Source organism: Ferroplasma sp. Type II, from assembly GCF_000496155.1.
Genome location: NZ_KI542749.1, coordinates 1 through 15,695, shown reverse-complemented (window position 1 = coordinate 15,695; position 15,695 = coordinate 1). Strand labels below are relative to the sequence as shown.

At 36.2% G+C, this 15,695-nt stretch carries 14 protein-coding genes; 8 read left to right on the top strand and 6 right to left on the bottom strand.

Annotated elements, in window-relative coordinates:
- Nucleotides 1–111: 111 nt before the first annotated feature.
- Both AMDU4_RS09545 and AMDU4_RS09540 read left to right on the top strand, forming a co-directional pair.
- The gene (locus AMDU4_RS09545) at nucleotides 112–396 is read left to right on the top strand and encodes a nucleotidyltransferase domain-containing protein (RefSeq protein ID WP_290704888.1); all 285 of its coding nucleotides are present in this window, start codon (nucleotides 112–114) and stop codon (nucleotides 394–396) included.
- 171 nt (nucleotides 397–567) lie between these two features.
- The gene (locus AMDU4_RS09540) at nucleotides 568–2,130 is read left to right on the top strand and encodes an APC family permease (protein ID WP_021787774.1); all 1,563 of its coding nucleotides are present in this window, start codon (nucleotides 568–570) and stop codon (nucleotides 2,128–2,130) included.
- Here the strand turns inward: AMDU4_RS09540 and AMDU4_RS09535 are convergent.
- The 4 genes from AMDU4_RS09535 to AMDU4_RS09520 form a co-directional block, all read right to left on the bottom strand.
- Nucleotides 2,127–2,864 (bottom strand): ABC transporter ATP-binding protein, encoded by a 738-nt coding sequence (locus AMDU4_RS09535; protein WP_021787773.1) that lies wholly within the window; start codon nucleotides 2,862–2,864, stop codon nucleotides 2,127–2,129. The two genes, AMDU4_RS09540 and AMDU4_RS09535, sit on opposite strands and share 4 nt — an antisense overlap.
- Entirely contained in the window at nucleotides 2,851–3,753 is a 903-nt protein-coding gene (locus tag AMDU4_RS09530) for an ATP-binding cassette domain-containing protein (protein WP_021787772.1), read from the bottom strand. The genes AMDU4_RS09535 and AMDU4_RS09530 overlap by 14 nt, the downstream gene beginning before the upstream one ends.
- A 387-nt stretch (nucleotides 3,754–4,140) precedes the next feature.
- Nucleotides 4,141–5,517 (bottom strand): hypothetical protein, encoded by a 1,377-nt coding sequence (locus AMDU4_RS09525; RefSeq protein ID WP_021787771.1) that lies wholly within the window; start codon nucleotides 5,515–5,517, stop codon nucleotides 4,141–4,143.
- Nucleotides 5,518–5,739: 222 nt separating this feature from the next.
- The gene (locus tag AMDU4_RS09520) at nucleotides 5,740–7,140 is read right to left on the bottom strand and encodes an APC family permease (protein WP_021787770.1); all 1,401 of its coding nucleotides are present in this window, start codon (nucleotides 7,138–7,140) and stop codon (nucleotides 5,740–5,742) included.
- A 511-nt stretch (nucleotides 7,141–7,651) separates the two neighbouring features.
- On the opposite strand from AMDU4_RS09520, the gene AMDU4_RS09515 reads away from it, so the two are divergent.
- A complete protein-coding gene (locus AMDU4_RS09515) occupies nucleotides 7,652–8,950 on the top strand; it encodes an MFS transporter (RefSeq protein WP_021787769.1) in 1,299 nt (432 codons plus the stop codon).
- 524 nt (nucleotides 8,951–9,474) lie between these two features.
- On the opposite strand, the gene AMDU4_RS09510 is transcribed toward AMDU4_RS09515, so the two are convergent.
- Nucleotides 9,475–10,038 (bottom strand): hypothetical protein, encoded by a 564-nt coding sequence (locus AMDU4_RS09510; protein ID WP_290704885.1) that lies wholly within the window; start codon nucleotides 10,036–10,038, stop codon nucleotides 9,475–9,477.
- Nucleotides 10,039–10,092: 54 nt separating this feature from the next.
- The gene (locus AMDU4_RS09505; protein WP_021787766.1) at nucleotides 10,093–10,719 is read right to left on the bottom strand and encodes a winged helix-turn-helix domain-containing protein; all 627 of its coding nucleotides are present in this window, start codon (nucleotides 10,717–10,719) and stop codon (nucleotides 10,093–10,095) included.
- 472 nt (nucleotides 10,720–11,191) lie between these two features.
- On the opposite strand from AMDU4_RS09505, the gene AMDU4_RS09500 reads away from it, so the two are divergent.
- The 5 genes from AMDU4_RS09500 to AMDU4_RS09480 all read left to right on the top strand — a co-directional run.
- Complete coding sequence (locus AMDU4_RS09500; protein WP_290704882.1) at nucleotides 11,192–11,326, top strand: hypothetical protein; 135 nt, start codon at nucleotides 11,192–11,194, stop codon at nucleotides 11,324–11,326.
- Between the two features lie 419 nt (nucleotides 11,327–11,745).
- The gene (locus AMDU4_RS09495) at nucleotides 11,746–12,447 is read left to right on the top strand and encodes a hypothetical protein (protein WP_021787764.1); all 702 of its coding nucleotides are present in this window, start codon (nucleotides 11,746–11,748) and stop codon (nucleotides 12,445–12,447) included.
- 364 nt (nucleotides 12,448–12,811) lie between these two features.
- Nucleotides 12,812–13,120: a hypothetical protein gene (locus AMDU4_RS09490; RefSeq protein ID WP_290704879.1), complete on the top strand. Its 309-nt coding sequence runs from the start codon at nucleotides 12,812–12,814 to the stop codon at nucleotides 13,118–13,120.
- Nucleotides 13,117–14,070: a winged helix-turn-helix domain-containing protein gene (locus tag AMDU4_RS09485; protein WP_021787762.1), complete on the top strand. Its 954-nt coding sequence runs from the start codon at nucleotides 13,117–13,119 to the stop codon at nucleotides 14,068–14,070. The genes AMDU4_RS09490 and AMDU4_RS09485 overlap by 4 nt, the downstream gene beginning before the upstream one ends.
- Nucleotides 14,071–14,461: 391 nt before the next feature.
- Nucleotides 14,462–15,695 (top strand): hypothetical protein (locus tag AMDU4_RS09480; RefSeq protein WP_290704876.1); only part of this gene is annotated, 1,234 nt, incomplete at its 3' end.

Here is a 15,695-nt window from a genome sequence, read left to right as displayed (position 1 = left end):
TTTACCGTTTTGTGGTTGAGGTGTTCAAGAAATATGTCGATAAATTTTGAATTAAAAAAATGGGAGTACGTGACATCCTCCCCAAGCTAACGCATGGGGCTTCCCGCTTATATGTTAAAAAATTACCGTTCAGTTTGTAGTGATGTTTACCGTAGGGTTAAAGTTATTGATAAATATGCAAGAGTTTTTGTTTTTGGATCAGTTTTATCAGGGGAAGTTACCGCCTCCAGCGATATAGATATATTAATATTGGAAAATAACACAAATTTAAAAGATCAAATTTATATAAAAATACTTAAAGATATTGATGCACCTGTCGAATTGCACATAGTTAACGATCAGGGATTTAACTGGTATAAAAATTTCTCTGAGAATATGGAAGAAGTTTTATCCTAGATATTGGAATTCATTTTACAAATACGTAGATGCCTTATTCATCACGCAAATCTTTCAAATTTATGATTGGAGAGGAATATTAAGTAACATACTATGTGGCTTTAATACCAGTATGGCATTTCTTAATATAACCAACAAACTATATATACATTAGTGCCATACTAATTTTATATGGCTGATAATAAAGCAATACAGTACGAGAACAGGCTCAAAAAGGGACAGGTAGGAGTCTGGGGGGCAATAGCCGAGGAAATATCAGCCATGGCACCCGCCTGTGATGCAATAGCCTTTGTAGTATCATCTGCTGTTTTTGCATTTTTCCTTACACCTTTATCATTTATAATAGCGACCCTGACAATGTTTCTTGAAGTGAATACATTATACCATCTTTCAAAGAGGCATGCCAGTGCCGGTGGTTATTATGGATACATAGCTAATGCATTTGGACCAGTACCTGCAATCAGTGCAGGGTTAATGTATCCTATGTATCAGACTGTAAGCACAGCCGCAATCCCTGTGTTTGTGTCCGGAGTAGTTCTACCAGGCGTTGTACAGTATTTTCTTGGTGTAGGAATGCCTGCCTGGATATGGATACCATTCATACTTGCATTCATAATAATACCTATTATGATCGCAATAGTGGGAATCAGGCCACAGATGAAATATATCAGGTTCGCATCATTCTTTGAACTGATTTTCCTTGCAGTGCTTTCTGCAATTATAATAATTAAGGCACCTGACAATACATTAAATGTTTTCAATCCCTTTGTATGGCCACAGTACAGTTCATGGTTTTCCCCTGAGGGAGGCCCAATTACCGGTGTTGGCCTTGGAATGATATTTGGATTAACCAGCTTCATAGGTTATGGTGGCTCAGCCCCCCTGGGAGAGGAAGCCACAAACTCAAAGGCCATTACCCGATCGCTTACCGTGGGCCTTCTGCTCGTGGGTGTTGTCTTGACGGAAGTTGCCTATGCCCAGATCGTTGGCTGGGGAATACCCATGATGCAGACATTTTCCTCCAGTGGAATTCCGGGAATAATTGTTGCGACTGCATACACCGGGATAGTTGGTGGAGTGATGTTTTCACTGGTTGCATTCAATTCTGCTTTTTCTGATAGCGTTGCCATGCAGGCAAATGCAGGAAGAGTTTATTTTGCCATGGGAAGGGATGGGATTATACCTAAATTTTTCTCATTCATTCATAAAAAATATGTTACCCCTTCAAAGGCTTTAACCTTTGTTGCTGTTGTTGCATCTATCACTGCCATACTGGCAACTTTTATTGTGGCAATGGGTGCTGGAGTAAGTCCATACACACTACTGGACAACCGTGCCAGTGATCCTATTATAGTAAAAGCTCTGACAGAGTCTTTTCAGTTCCTTACTACTATGGCTCTTGGCGGGCTCATTATAACACATGTACTTCTCAATACAAGTGTAATGACGATGTTCAGAAGATTAAAGGAAAAACATAGCAGTGTGCATGATTTAATAATACATATAGTCGAGCATTATATATTTCCATCAGTGGCTACAATTATATTTATCTTTGTTCTCTACGAATCTGTGGTTCCTCCGGTTTACCCGATTACATATGCCATATTGGTAATTGCTATATACACTGTCTTTTCCATAATATATGCACTTTATATTAAATACAGGAAACCTGATCTGGCAAGAAAGGCAGGGAAGTCCGTGAATCTTGTTGATGAAGAGCATGTTAAACCCTAAATTCTTTTTCTATAATCGGGAGAATATTTTATCAATTCCCCTGTATATTCATCTTCCGGGTCTTCCATAATCTTTTCTGTGTAATTTTCCTCTATGATTTTTCCACAGTTCATTATGTAGATATAATCTGAGACAAAGGAAACACGGTTAATGTCATGGTCTATGTAAATTAATGATACTGTTTTCTTAAGTTCTTTCATGGAAGTAAGAATAGCAAATAGGTTGATTGAATCCATCATGGAAAATGCTTCATCAAGAACTATGAAATTTGGATCGGGGATAAGGGATATTGCAAGTGCCAGTTTTTGCAGTTCACCACCAGAGAGTGAATTCACATAGCGGCTTCTAAAGGCACTATAATCCATGCCTGCCATCTCCAATTTTTCAGTAGCCTTTTCTATTTTCACATGATTAATTTCTGCAGCAGTTGAAATATGCCATTCAACGGTTTTTACAGGGTTCATTGATATATACGGATCCTGAAATACATAACGGATAAAGTTTTGATCCTTTTCTCTACTGCCATCATAAAGGATCTCACCGGAATAATCCCTGTCATACCCGGATATGATATTTGCAAGTGTAGTTTTTCCTGACCCGGATGATCCTGTAATTCCACTTATAATATTATCACGGAATATCGTTGAGATATTGTCCAGAGCGTAATAGTCCCGGTATTTCAGAGGGCTGGACTTTAATTTATATTGTTTTTTTATTCCCTTAAGCTCTATCATTTTTCCACCCTGGATATCTTATACAGCGAAATCCATGATCATTAATGGTCTCATAGGTTATCTCCGATTCACATACCTGATCATGAAATGGACAGTTGTTAATGAATACACATCCATTGTATTTGTTATTATTTACTGAAATATACTCTATGTTCCTGTTAGAATATAATGGAATATAACGAAAAAGCATTTCGGTATAAGGCTGGAACCGGCTTTCAAGAATGGCTGAATATTTTCCATCCTCTATAATTTGACCACCGTACAATATGTAGACTCTGTCACAGATCTCGAACAATGCATTCACATCATTACTGGAAATAAGGACTGAAGAATGTTTTTTTATACCCTTTAAAATTGAGAGAAAATGATGTGTTGATATGGAATCAAGGCCTGTTGTGGGTTCATCAAGCACCAGCAATTCGGGATTTTTTAATAAAGCCATGGCAATAACGACCCTGTGCCTCATTCCATCACTCAGCTGCGTTGCCTTCATGTTAAGTATTTCCGGCTTAAGGTTAAGTTCCATGAATATTGATTCCACATACTGTTTGTCAAATGATTTCCAGTTGTACAGTTTTCCAATCTGGAAATTCACGGTCTTCAGTGGCTTCAGGCTGTTAAAGGAATCCTGCTTCACATATATCAGGGAATTTCTGTATTCATGGTAGTTGTTTTTACTGTATATGCTCTTTCCATTGTAAAGCACGTCACCACGACTTGCATAAATATCTCCTATAATAGATTTTATCAGCGTGGATTTTCCAGATCCATTTGGTCCCAGTATACCGACAATCTCATTCTCATCTACATGCATATTGATGTTTCTCAAAATTTCGGTATATTCCCTATTATGATAATAACCGGAATAAAGTCCTGCAACCTGGAGCATATATCTTCATAAATAGTGTGTATATAAATATTAGTATTATACTAATTTATCAATTCTCCTTTATCCGGCAAAATACTGGATATAAAACATAGAATGGATAAACCGCTATTTACCCTAGCAAATGGAAGCTTTATGGTATTACTACAAAATTTATTTTTTTGTATTTATATCACCACTCTCCTTTTCCATAATTTTATAAAATTAAATGAGAGAATATACCAGTGCAGTAAATGTGGATTAAGAATTGACAGGGACTATAATTCCACATTGAATGGTATTTATTATGGAACTAAAACACAGAAATTCAAAAAATTAAAAATACCTGTGGATCGCAGGGTATGGAAGGTTCAATTATCCACTTCCAGTTTTAGATTCTGTACTCTTGTTCTATTCCACACTGCTAATAGTTTCCTTTCCAAGAGTTAACGTTATCAAAATTACAGCCAGTATGAGCAGTGCCAGGCCTATGGCCTCCACAACCCAGAAAAGTGTTAACATGTATTCCATGACACCAAAAGCACCTATAACAGTTCCAGCCATGATAAGATATGCTATTATCCTCTTTTCTTTTTCCTGTCCCCTGAGATAACGCATTAAGACCAGGATTATTCCAGCCACTAATGGCATCAAGAAAAATGCAAACAGGAGATGTCCATCAGTGAAAGCCAAATCGTGCCGGAATCCAGGTCCCCCATTAGGTGGTACTCCAGGTGACCCAAAGCCATAGTATGTCTCGTTGAATTCCATGGCATATCCCACACCGACCATAACCGACATCACTGCAATCCAGGTGAGGATTTCTGAAAGTTGTACCAGGCGTTCCACAGGTCTCCTGGAGAGGATATAATAAAGCCCTATAATGGATATAAGGGCACCAATTCCTACTATCCCTGTCTGGCTATCATCCAGTGCCAGTCCATTCATTCCACCTGCGCCAAATGGGAATATAGTAGGAATAACATATGTTCCAAACGATGAAATCACATAAAGATATGTCATTGAAATAGTCCCAAAAATAGAAATAACCATTCCAATATTTACAATGTTCCTCTTCACAGCAGAGAGTTTTTCATATCCAAGGCTTATTGCTGTTAGGCCTACTATTCCACCCTCGACAGCAGGCAACATCTGATGAGAATGCGAGGTCAGGAGATTGCCGAGAAATGTCTGGAGACCTCCCCAGGCTGCAACGTCTCTGTTCAGCAAGGGAATAGATGCATATCCAAAGAGTAGCCCGTATTCGTAGATCATGCCCATTACAGCTGCAATTCCCCCGGAAATCGTTGCTATCACGATTAGCAAATATGCTCCCCATATGTTCCTGAATTTTTTCCTGTTCTTAAAAGGAAGCATTAAAAGATAGACAAAAAACATAAGGGCAAGTACAAGCATCCAGACATCCCTCATTCCCTGTAATACATAATCTGCACCCTGCGTACTGGCAGGATAGAAGAATACCATTCCAAGGAATGTCAGGAAGAGAATGGGATAAGTACTGAGATTGACTACCTTTCTTTCTAATATATCTAAATCAAGAAGTTCAGATGTATATAGTATGAGCAAAAATGCAAAAGGAATCATAATGGTGTGGTAAAAGTTAATCATGTCAAGACTGAAATTGCCAAGGCTGAACCAGCTAACCCCGGGCAATATTGGTCCAATTGCGAGAAAAATACTTATAAAAGCGAGAATAGCTATTATATTGTCTTTAGGGTTTAATAGAATTTTTTTCCATCTTTGATTCAAATTTTCTTCCTGTGACATATGAAAATATACCGTATTTATATAAGAAACTTCCTAATAAAACATTTTGGATTATTCGGGAACCGAAAAAATCCCTTTGATACCAATTAATATGAAGAATATCTATAAGTTACTGGCAGACTATGATTTCCCGGGAATGCACGGCAGGTACTGAGAGTTATCAAAATAAGCAAAAAAATACGATGCATTAAAAAAATAAATAATGTATTACAGATGCATAATTTATTCCTGGGAATTTTTTATTTGTTTCGGCACACTTCTAAATTTAAAAATCACATATATTCCTATAAGCACCAGCAATATTCCCATCAATATTGTAGCCTGGAAATATGGGAACAGTGGAGGGTATACACTGTAATATATACCAAACAGCAGAATAAATAGGGACACTGCTGGTAGTAAAAGATGCCATACAAATTTAAATTCCTTCATTGCCCTGAAGAAAAATGGCAGGGCAAAATCGCTCATTATATGTCCTGCGAATAATGCCAGACCTGCTAATGTAATCAAAAATATATACCCATAAAATGGACCAAGTATCAGGCCAGCCGCTACGCTTGCTATGATGCTTGTTAATCCCATGAATAATATTGTATTGGAAGGTGTTTTGTACTTGGGATGTATTTTTGCAAACCAGCCATAGAGAGCATGATCCTCTGATAAAGAGTATCCAATACGTCCCAGAACGTTCAAGGGTGATACCATTGAAACAAATATGCTGTTAAATAACAGTATGACCATTATAATCAGGAATGGAAAGCCCAGATATTCATTGGCAAGTATTAATCCTGGTACAAGTTTTGTGGCAAAATCTCCCATTTTCGAAACGCCCCACCCTATAGTGAACGCATAAGAAATCATCAGGAATGTAGCTCCCGTTATTATAAAACTCACTATCATGGCTTTTTTAATATTGTTTTTGGGCATTTTAGCCTCTTCCCCCATATACACAGCCCCAGATGCACCTGTCATTAGAAATGTTCCAAGTACTATGCCTTCAAAGAGAGGTGCTATGCCACCGGAAAGGTGGGGAATGAATACTGAAACTGTATTATGGTGTCCGGCAAGTATGATAATTGAGATGCCTAAAACCAGAAGCAACCCTATTTCAAGAAATGCCCCAAACAACGCATATCTTACAGATGGTTTAACTCCAAAATATGGTAATGCAGTAAAAAGAAGGACGAAAATTATGAGTATTGGTATCCAGAGATATTTTGGAGTTGATATGCCCATATAAGTTGACAAAATACTTGGAAGTAAGACTCCTGCAAAGAATAAGGTTGTGTTTGCGAGTATAGTATATTCAAACATAAGATATATGAGCCCATCAAATAACCCATATGTTCTTCCCAGAGCCTTTTTTGTGAATGTATAAAATCCACCTGAACTTGCAACCTTAGAGGAGTATTGATAGGGTGTGTTAACCCAGATTATCCCACTTATCACCGATATCAAAATTGCAAGCGGAAGTGCTCCCCTTGCATAAAGTGCGGCGCCAGTCAGTGATGTAACCACAGACGCCAGTGGAGCTGTAAAGGCAATAGTTTGTCCCACTATGGCCCAAAATCCCAGAGCATTCTTCATCAATTTTGGTTTTCCAATAGATGCTTTACCATACATATCGTATTATTAGGTGACTATATATAAATTTTTGCGCAAAAATTCAATGGAAATAAAAATTTATATCTTAAAATAAAAATAATGTTTAAATATACAAAAAGAAATATATGGTATTAATAGACATAATAGAATAGAATTTTAAGTATAATAATGAAAAAATATTTTTAATTTATATGCATAACGTATCTTTGAAAACATGAATTATTAAGATGAAAAGCTATTTTTAATTTCAGTAAAAATTGGCATAAATCCATGGTAAACTATTCCTGTTACTTAAAATCGGTACCTGATTTTATTCTATGGATTATCTACCATATTCACCTTTTAATTACTGCCAGATCTGTTATTCCAACTATATAGTTTCCAGCTATTCATTGGAATAGGATAGAGATACTTTCTGTAGAATGATATGGGCAAAAAATTAATAGTAGTTAGAAATTATAAATTATATTAAAGTGCTTTTTTGTATTCTAAATCCTTGTATGGATTTAAAAATTTAACGGGTGATTAATTGAATTTTAATGCTATAGATGATTCAAGGATAAATATAAAACGAATGAAACTCATTGGGCTTGCATCTAGCGGTCTTTTCCTAGATGGCTACGATCTTTCAATAATTACAATGGCAATTCTTGTAATACCTGCGCAGCTACAATTACATAGAATTGAATATATTTTGATAGATATCTCATCATTTGTAGGAATGCTGGTAGGAGCACCATTGCTTGGCATACTCTCGGATAGAATAGGTAGAAAAAAAATATTTGGCTTTGACCTCATATTCTTTGTAGTGTTTGCAATTACTGCCGGACTTTCTACTAATTTCATTGAACTCTTCTTATCAAGGCTCCTAATTGGATTTGGAATTGGAGGTGATTATCCTATCAGCTCTACAATGTTATCCGAGTTTTCACCAAAAAAATCAAGGGGAAAGCTCCTGATAACAATGGTTGGAATGTACTGGGTCGGTGCCTTTGCCTCAGCAGTGGCAAATTACTTTTTTGTCATTTATTCTGATTTCTGGAGATATACATTCATTTTAGGGGGATTAATAGCTATACCAATCATACTTTTAAGATTTAAGGTACCGGAATCGCCCAGATGGCTTGCAGCACATGGAAAATTAGAGGACGCAAAACTCTCAGAAATGGAGGTAACAGGAAAATCAGATAATCTGAGCGAAACCACAAGAAATATTACTACAAAATACGGAAAAACATTTATCTTTGTCATACTTGCATGGTTTATCTTTGATGTTGCAGCATATGGGATTGGTTTCTATTATCCTGTAATATTCAGCACACTGGGTTTTAAAAATGAGTTTAAGTCTATAGCAGAGGCAAGCATGCTTATATCAATAGGTGGAATTCTTGGATATGTTATTGCAATGCCTCTTGCAGACAGGCTTGGAAGGAGATTTTTAACAATTTCAGGTTTTCTTATCATGTCTGTCCTGTTAATTTTAGGAAGCATTATAAAAATTAGGGGGGTATACACAGTTCCATTTTTCTTTGCTTTCGTTATGTTTGAGCAGTGGGTAGGTGCTGTTACATTATTCTATCCAACCGAATTATTTGATACATCTGTGAGATCCACGGTTCAGGGGATTGCAACAGCTGTTTCAAGAACTGGTGCAATAATGGGGATAATACTATTCCCCCTATTTTCCGTGTTTCATTCATTATCCATTTTTGCTGTCTTTTCGGTTGCTGGCCTTATAGTAGCACTGCTACTTGCACCAGAAACAAATAAAAACTCACTTGAAAAAAATGTTGAAAAATACACCTCCTACCTGAAAAAATCTGGATAATTGTTACCATTAATTATTTTATCAGTAAAAATAAATAATTCATCAAGGCAATGAAGACCATAAGGCTAAAGTGTATATAGCAGAGATCCACGGAGTTTCAGGGACAAAAATATTTTTTTATTCAAATACAACAGTCATTCTCGAATATCATAGCAGTTACAGAAGAAATAAAAGATTATCTGGTGCACAATGTACCTGTTGAAAGGGATGGCACCTGTACCATAATCTCATTAGGTTGAAATACAATGTATAAGCAAAAACTTTCCAAGTGGATATACCAGTGTTTCATATACATGCACATAATGGCCTGCAAAATCCCTGCTGTAATTAACCCGATAAATATGAGATTAATAAAAAAAGATAACACTTCAGAATCAATGCCTGGCAAAAGAGACATAGCTGCTGGATTTTCTAAAAGTGGTCTGCATGTTGCCTATCTATAAGGCAGAATAATCAAACTCTGAACCGATGAGTGGATGCGAGTAAAACATGAATACAGCCAAATACTGGGGAATATCAAAATCTTAAAATATAAGTTTCTTTTCAATTTTTCTGATGCACGAGAATATAGAGAATATCACAATAATGGATGTTATTACTGCCATTATGTAGACGGCCCATGATAAAATAAACATAAAATATACAGGGGTAAAAAATATAAATAATTTTAATTCATACACTATATAGATGGTTGTGAAAATTACTCCGTAGATTAAATTAAAATAAAGAAGCCATCTGAACTTCTCATTGAGTGTATCATAGGTTTGTTTAACTTCATCGAATCGGGTTAATGGTTTATACATTTCCTCGATTTCATTTTTAGTGACCGGGATCACATTTTTGAATAGTTCTAGCACATTGGTTTCTGGTGTTATCTGTGAATCAGACATAATAGACTCTATATCAGGTATTATATTGCTATTGTATATGAAATCTAGAAGCTGTTTTAAGAATAAAAGATCAGCAATATTTCTCCTCTGTTCTATAGAATTGAGAATGGAACGCATTTTATTGTCGAAATGCAATATAATGATAGCCAGTGCTATGATATAAACGAACATCATTCCCGGAAATTTCAGTAACATCATTTAGATACCTGATATACTCATTAATATGTGTAATTCTTATCAAACATATTTTATTTATACATCTCTCACATGGTGAATGGACGCGATATTTCTTAAATTTTTCATATATTCTGTACCCTTGGGAGTAATTTGATATCTCATTCCCGACCCGTGTTCTATGGCTTCTAATATTTCATCTTTTACCATATCGGTGATTAAATTTACACAATACTTATAATTTAGATTACATCTATAAACAAGCTTTGTGACAGGCATAGAAAAATTCTCAGCAATCAGATTCAGTATCTCCATTTCAATTTCCGTTTTAGGTCTCTTTTTGTACTGCTCCAACACAGAACTTTTATTAATTGCTGTTTTTGCCTCAATCCTTATAGTATATACATCCGAGGGGAAAATTAAAGACTTGACAAGTTTAATTTTATTAATCTTTGCAAAACGTTTAACGTTACTGTCGATTAGACCGGAATACACCCCTATTTTTGACTCTATCTCGACGTTTATCGGAATTTCAATATCTTTTAGCATAGTAATTTTGTCTATTATAGTGCCGTAGAGAAATATTATTAAAATCTTTGTACCATTATTGTCAGTAACAACCTTTATATTTTCTGAAGTTGACACGGATTTATCAATGCACCAATTTTTCGTACTAAAAAGATATTCGTCATTATTTTTTATCATGAATAATAAACTTCTGCCACCTATTAAGCTTTTCGAATCATATATTTTTCATCAATGGAAAGCCAACCCTACCAGATGCAATATTTATTCAGACATTTCGTAAAGGAAGTAACTGTGAGCTACGATTTCAGGCAATACTGCCCGGGTAACTATGCTTATAGATATTATTAATACAATGGGAAATTTTGATTTTTTATCATTTACGAGTGGGAATTCCCCTTTCGCAAGGTGGAGGATGAAAGCGAGCGAAAGGTTATAGTTACTGTATGGACGTATGATCTCAGGAATCATCACCTTGCAAAGAGCATATCAGATCCAGAATGGAACAAGATTGCCCAGTAAACAACTTACAAGGCTGAAAGTCCCGGTAAGATAGTGATGCTGGACGATCCCGTGCAGACATCACAGGAATGTGTGTGGTTTCACAATAGACAGAGATCTCAATGCGACAATAAACATAATGAGAAGAGGTATGCAAATACTGAATAAAACAGTGGATGAGAATGAAACAGAACATATAGGGAGGGGCACTCCCGAAGTTATGCCCGTGGAAACCGGATCAATATCCGCAGGAACAAATTCGATCGTTGAAACGGGACGCCCCTGAGTTAGCTAAGAAGGAGGTCACTGTTATGTTACCGGATAATGTAAAGGCTATTATTTGTAAGGTGTGGTAGGACATTGATCTCTATGTTAGATATAAAATCCCTTTTATATACTACTTTTACATCTTACCGGGCTCCGTGATTAAAACAGATGAAAATGTAACCTACAGGAATACGATCACTATAATTGTTGTAAGCAATTTTTTATTCATAAATAATAAATTGGTATTAACTCAACCCCTATCCATCGTAAATACCTAACAATGATGTATACAATTTATATGTGTACAACACTTACTTATTTTATATAAGAACAAGATTTTTTAAACAATTCTCAGGTCAACTGTTATGAAAATCTGTATCTTACAGAAACTTCTCATTTTCTTATTTAGAGTTAGCAGATAAAATTATAGTGATTAAAATGAACAAAAAATTAGCCGTATTATTGGTAGTGCCAATTCTCTTAGCGATGGGAGGAACGTTCGCTTTCTCTGCATTCTCTGGAAATTCAAGCATTGCCATTAATAACACAGCAGGCCATTTGACCTGGACAAACGATATGATTCTTATCGCAACAAACGCCCATAACACTCCTTTAACAGTACAGGGGCCAAATGGGCACATATATACTGTAGGAGTTCCTATTACAGAGCCACAAGTACCAGTTATAAACCTTGGAACACAGTCCTTTACAACTGCTAACAGTGGGAGGGAGTACACAGTCAATGTATCGAATTTCGCTCCTGGTGAGTATGTGGTGTTTATAGCTGCCATTACAAACAATGGAACAGTTGGGTTTGTCGTTTCTTCAGAGGCACCATCATTTACAACATCCAGTAACAGCACATACATCGGAACAGGTAATTCAATAGTTGCAACCCCAGTATCAGCAAGCCCTTTCTCAGCGTCAGAACCTAGCTTTGCATCAGTCCTGCAGAGTTCAACGGGATATATATACAACGTAACAGAAGAATGTGGATTTAATACATCACTTAGCCCTGGAGGAACTGCAATAATGTTGATAACTGTAGGACTTGGAAACAGCAATGGTCATGATGTAAATTACTATCAGGGATCTGATTTCTCTCTGAACATAAACCTGAATGTTGTATCTGACCCGTAAGCCAAAATAAATATATTTTTTTTTAATTTCTTTCTTGTTCTGTTTTTATAGGTAGTAGGCGTCTGTTGGAAAACTAAAATCGTTAGAGAATGTACAAGGATTTTGTGCAGTAGTTTTAGAAGAGACTTATTACGGATAATGCAGAGTACAATAGTTACCTGGAGTATTCCTAACCAAAATTTTTATCATGTGGCGAAGATACTAATTCTCGAATATTGAGAACCCATTTACCAAGATAAAAACGTCAAATCTTCCAGTTAAGGTGAGAAACATTATAGCTCTCCAATAATCATCCAGAGGCCCGAATGACAATCTGAGAAGCAATATTTATATTCTAGTTGGTGTTAAATATAGGTAAATTGTTGTGGTAATTAAAATGTTGGAATCAAATCGAAAAAAATCATTTCAGATATTGATGCCCTCATCCTTAAAAATAAAAGTAGTACATATAATCCCCTCTTTTAGAAATATGATCCACCATTTAAATGGAACAGGATATTCAGTTGATGAACATCTAAACATTTATGCTATTACCAGTATGCTAGTTCCGCAGAGAGAACAAAAACCGGCAAGGAAAGTGCTTATTCCTGGTGGCAAACAAAGAGGATGCCAATGTACCTTGTTTCCATACCGTTCTGATAAATATGTGCCAGAATATACGGTGATAAAATGATATTTGATGAGATATCCAGAAATATATTACGTAGATTTCAGTGGCCGAGAGGTGGAGACTGTAAATATGTTGGTAGGCCTTCGGTTTATAGAATAGCCAGGGATCTGAATGTACACCCTAAGGTTGTGAGGTTACGGTTAAAAGAACTATTTGACTCGGGACTAATTCGTGGTGTGAAATTCTATACAGATGATGCATTTATGCCATGGAAACGATATTTTGTCCTTATTAATAAGACCAGGGGGGTTCAAAAAATTATTTATGATCATTTTAAGGAATTCCCATTCATAGAGAGAGTAATATTTGGTACCCTATATGTATCGGACTCTTCAAACTTCCCTGATGCAGATACTGTAGAGGTAGAATTCTCAAGTATTGCTATAATTGCGATGAATGACACGGATCTGAAAGAAAAGATGAAAGCTGTTGAAGCAATTTTCGGTACGGAGCCAAATATAATTGGCGTTCTGGATGACTCGTCTAAGGATCCTAAATTACTTAATAAAATTGATCTGACTATAGTTAACGAAATACTATACCAGGATCCATTAACTATGAGCATTAATGACATGGCTCAAAAACTCAACATCCCTGTACACACCCTACGCAGAAGAATACAGAAATTACTAGATGACGAAGTTATTTATGAGGAGGTCTCGCTGGATACAAATAAGGCTAAGGGAGTGTTGATAGCAAGTGTTATAATTAAGGGAGATTATCATGACTGGCTTCCAAAAATTCTCAAGTCTAAATTTCTTAGTGAAAGGTTATTGCTTTATAAGAATTTTTCAATATTTTCATTTTTCATTTTTTATGCCGAAAATTTTTCTGCAATTGATGATCTTACAACGGAGGTAACCAAAATCGAGCCGGGCAGTCTGGTTACATACAGGAATGGATCATATAACAACCCATACGTCACTTATCCTGTACCAGACACAATGTTATAATGGCAAGTTAGGCTGCGGTTTAATCCAATAATATTTGTGATTTATTTAATTATTACTTTGCAATCATATTTTTATTCTTGAAGGCATAGAATTTTATACACTGTCACTTCGTATTGAATCCTTGTATCATTTGGCACAATACAGCACTTAAAGTGTCGTATTATTTAAAGTAGAAATGTTCTAATTAATATATATGGTTAATAAAAAACCGTTTAGTAAGAATATTTTTCTCACTCTTTTAGTTATTTTGATAGTCTCCATGTTCCTCATGATGAATGTGTCACCGCTGGCATCGCCAATCAGTACCTCATCTTCCCCGTCATCTTCTCCATATTCTATATATACTCCATCTCCTTCATCAACACCGCTTTGGGGATTCGATGGCGCATATATGAACTATTCAGTTATCCAATCAACTAACACTCCCCCATACAACATTTATTCAATCGTACCTCAATGGTTGTTCAATGGAGCATATGCAAGTTATACTTTCAATATGTCATCATCATCTTCTACGACGACAGGCAATTACAATGCCACTATATTCAATGTAAATACCACATCATTGACTTATTCTGTAAAGTATGCGATATTTGAAAATATATCGGGAAAATCTACATCCTCCATTGAGTATACTAATAATACAAGCGCTGACGTAGGCATGCCTGCACCTTCCATAGGAATTCCAGGAAGTGGCACTCCTTTTCCTGCTCTTTCAACTCAATCCTTATATTCCATGGATACTGGTATGTTAGGTTATGGTTCCGGAGTAGCATCTGCTAGTAACATAACCATCAGAAATGCGGTAAATTATACTGCCCTTGATAAGACAATAAAGAGTGATCAGTATATTATGATTAGTCCCTACATTAACGAGAGTTATTACGTATCCTACGGAAGTGGACTTTACCTTAATGCCACAGCCAATACATCCATTTACAATGCTACTGCACAGATCACTGCTACAAATGTTCCCCTTTCCTTGCCTCCACCATTTACAGTAGGGATGAGGACCACCACGGGGTATACGAAATATGAGATTATATCTATCACTCCGAATGGAAACTTCACGGCAAATGTCACTACAAACATGACAGAGTCCTCCGTTTCCCCGGGTAATTGCAACGGGACCTTCCAAAATCCCGGAAATCTCCCCGTTTTAAATTTAACTGACCTGAATCAGTTGAATGCAGGGAAAGTTCCTCCGGGAATAAATATGCCTGTCAAGAATGCTACCGTGGAAACTGGTGTTACAGTAACGGTTCCTGCTGGAACTTTCGTAACCGATAAAGTTTTTAGTTCATCAAATCAAGTAAATTTTACATTTTACATTGATTCAACTTCTGGTGTGTTGGCACTTGGCAATATTAATTTTTCCATGTCAGCTAATGGACACACTATGATAATGAATGAAAGTTTGTCCTTAAGCAGCACAAATATTCCAATGGAGTCAACTGGTTATGGTTTTCTGAAGGGTACAATCACACCTACTGGAGCAACACTTGTTATCAATGGCATGATAGTGCCTACATATAACGGTGCGTTCTATAATATATCACTTAAACCTGGAAATTATTACGTCTCCGCTAGCAAGAGTGGATATCAAACCAAAACCTATAATGTAA

Excerpts from the sequence above, each read along its gene's own strand:
- AMDU4_RS09545 (WP_290704888.1), top strand. The coding sequence starts at position 112 with ATGTTAAAAAATTACCGTTCAGTTTGTAGTGATGTTTACCGTAGGGTT.
- AMDU4_RS09540 (WP_021787774.1), top strand. The coding sequence starts at position 568 with ATGGCTGATAATAAAGCAATACAGTACGAGAACAGGCTCAAAAAGGGA.
- AMDU4_RS09535 (WP_021787773.1), bottom strand. The coding sequence starts at position 2,864 with ATGATAGAGCTTAAGGGAATAAAAAAACAATATAAATTAAAGTCCAGC.
- AMDU4_RS09530 (WP_021787772.1), bottom strand. The coding sequence starts at position 3,753 with ATGCTCCAGGTTGCAGGACTTTATTCCGGTTATTATCATAATAGGGAA.
- AMDU4_RS09525 (WP_021787771.1), bottom strand. The coding sequence starts at position 5,517 with ATGTCACAGGAAGAAAATTTGAATCAAAGATGGAAAAAAATTCTATTA.
- AMDU4_RS09520 (WP_021787770.1), bottom strand. The coding sequence starts at position 7,140 with ATGTATGGTAAAGCATCTATTGGAAAACCAAAATTGATGAAGAATGCT.
- AMDU4_RS09510 (WP_290704885.1), bottom strand. The coding sequence starts at position 10,038 with ATGATGTTACTGAAATTTCCGGGAATGATGTTCGTTTATATCATAGCA.
- AMDU4_RS09505 (WP_021787766.1), bottom strand. The coding sequence starts at position 10,719 with ATGATAAAAAATAATGACGAATATCTTTTTAGTACGAAAAATTGGTGC.
- AMDU4_RS09500 (WP_290704882.1), top strand. The coding sequence starts at position 11,192 with ATGCAAATACTGAATAAAACAGTGGATGAGAATGAAACAGAACATATA.
- AMDU4_RS09495 (WP_021787764.1), top strand. The coding sequence starts at position 11,746 with ATGAACAAAAAATTAGCCGTATTATTGGTAGTGCCAATTCTCTTAGCG.
- AMDU4_RS09485 (WP_021787762.1), top strand. The coding sequence starts at position 13,117 with ATGATATTTGATGAGATATCCAGAAATATATTACGTAGATTTCAGTGG.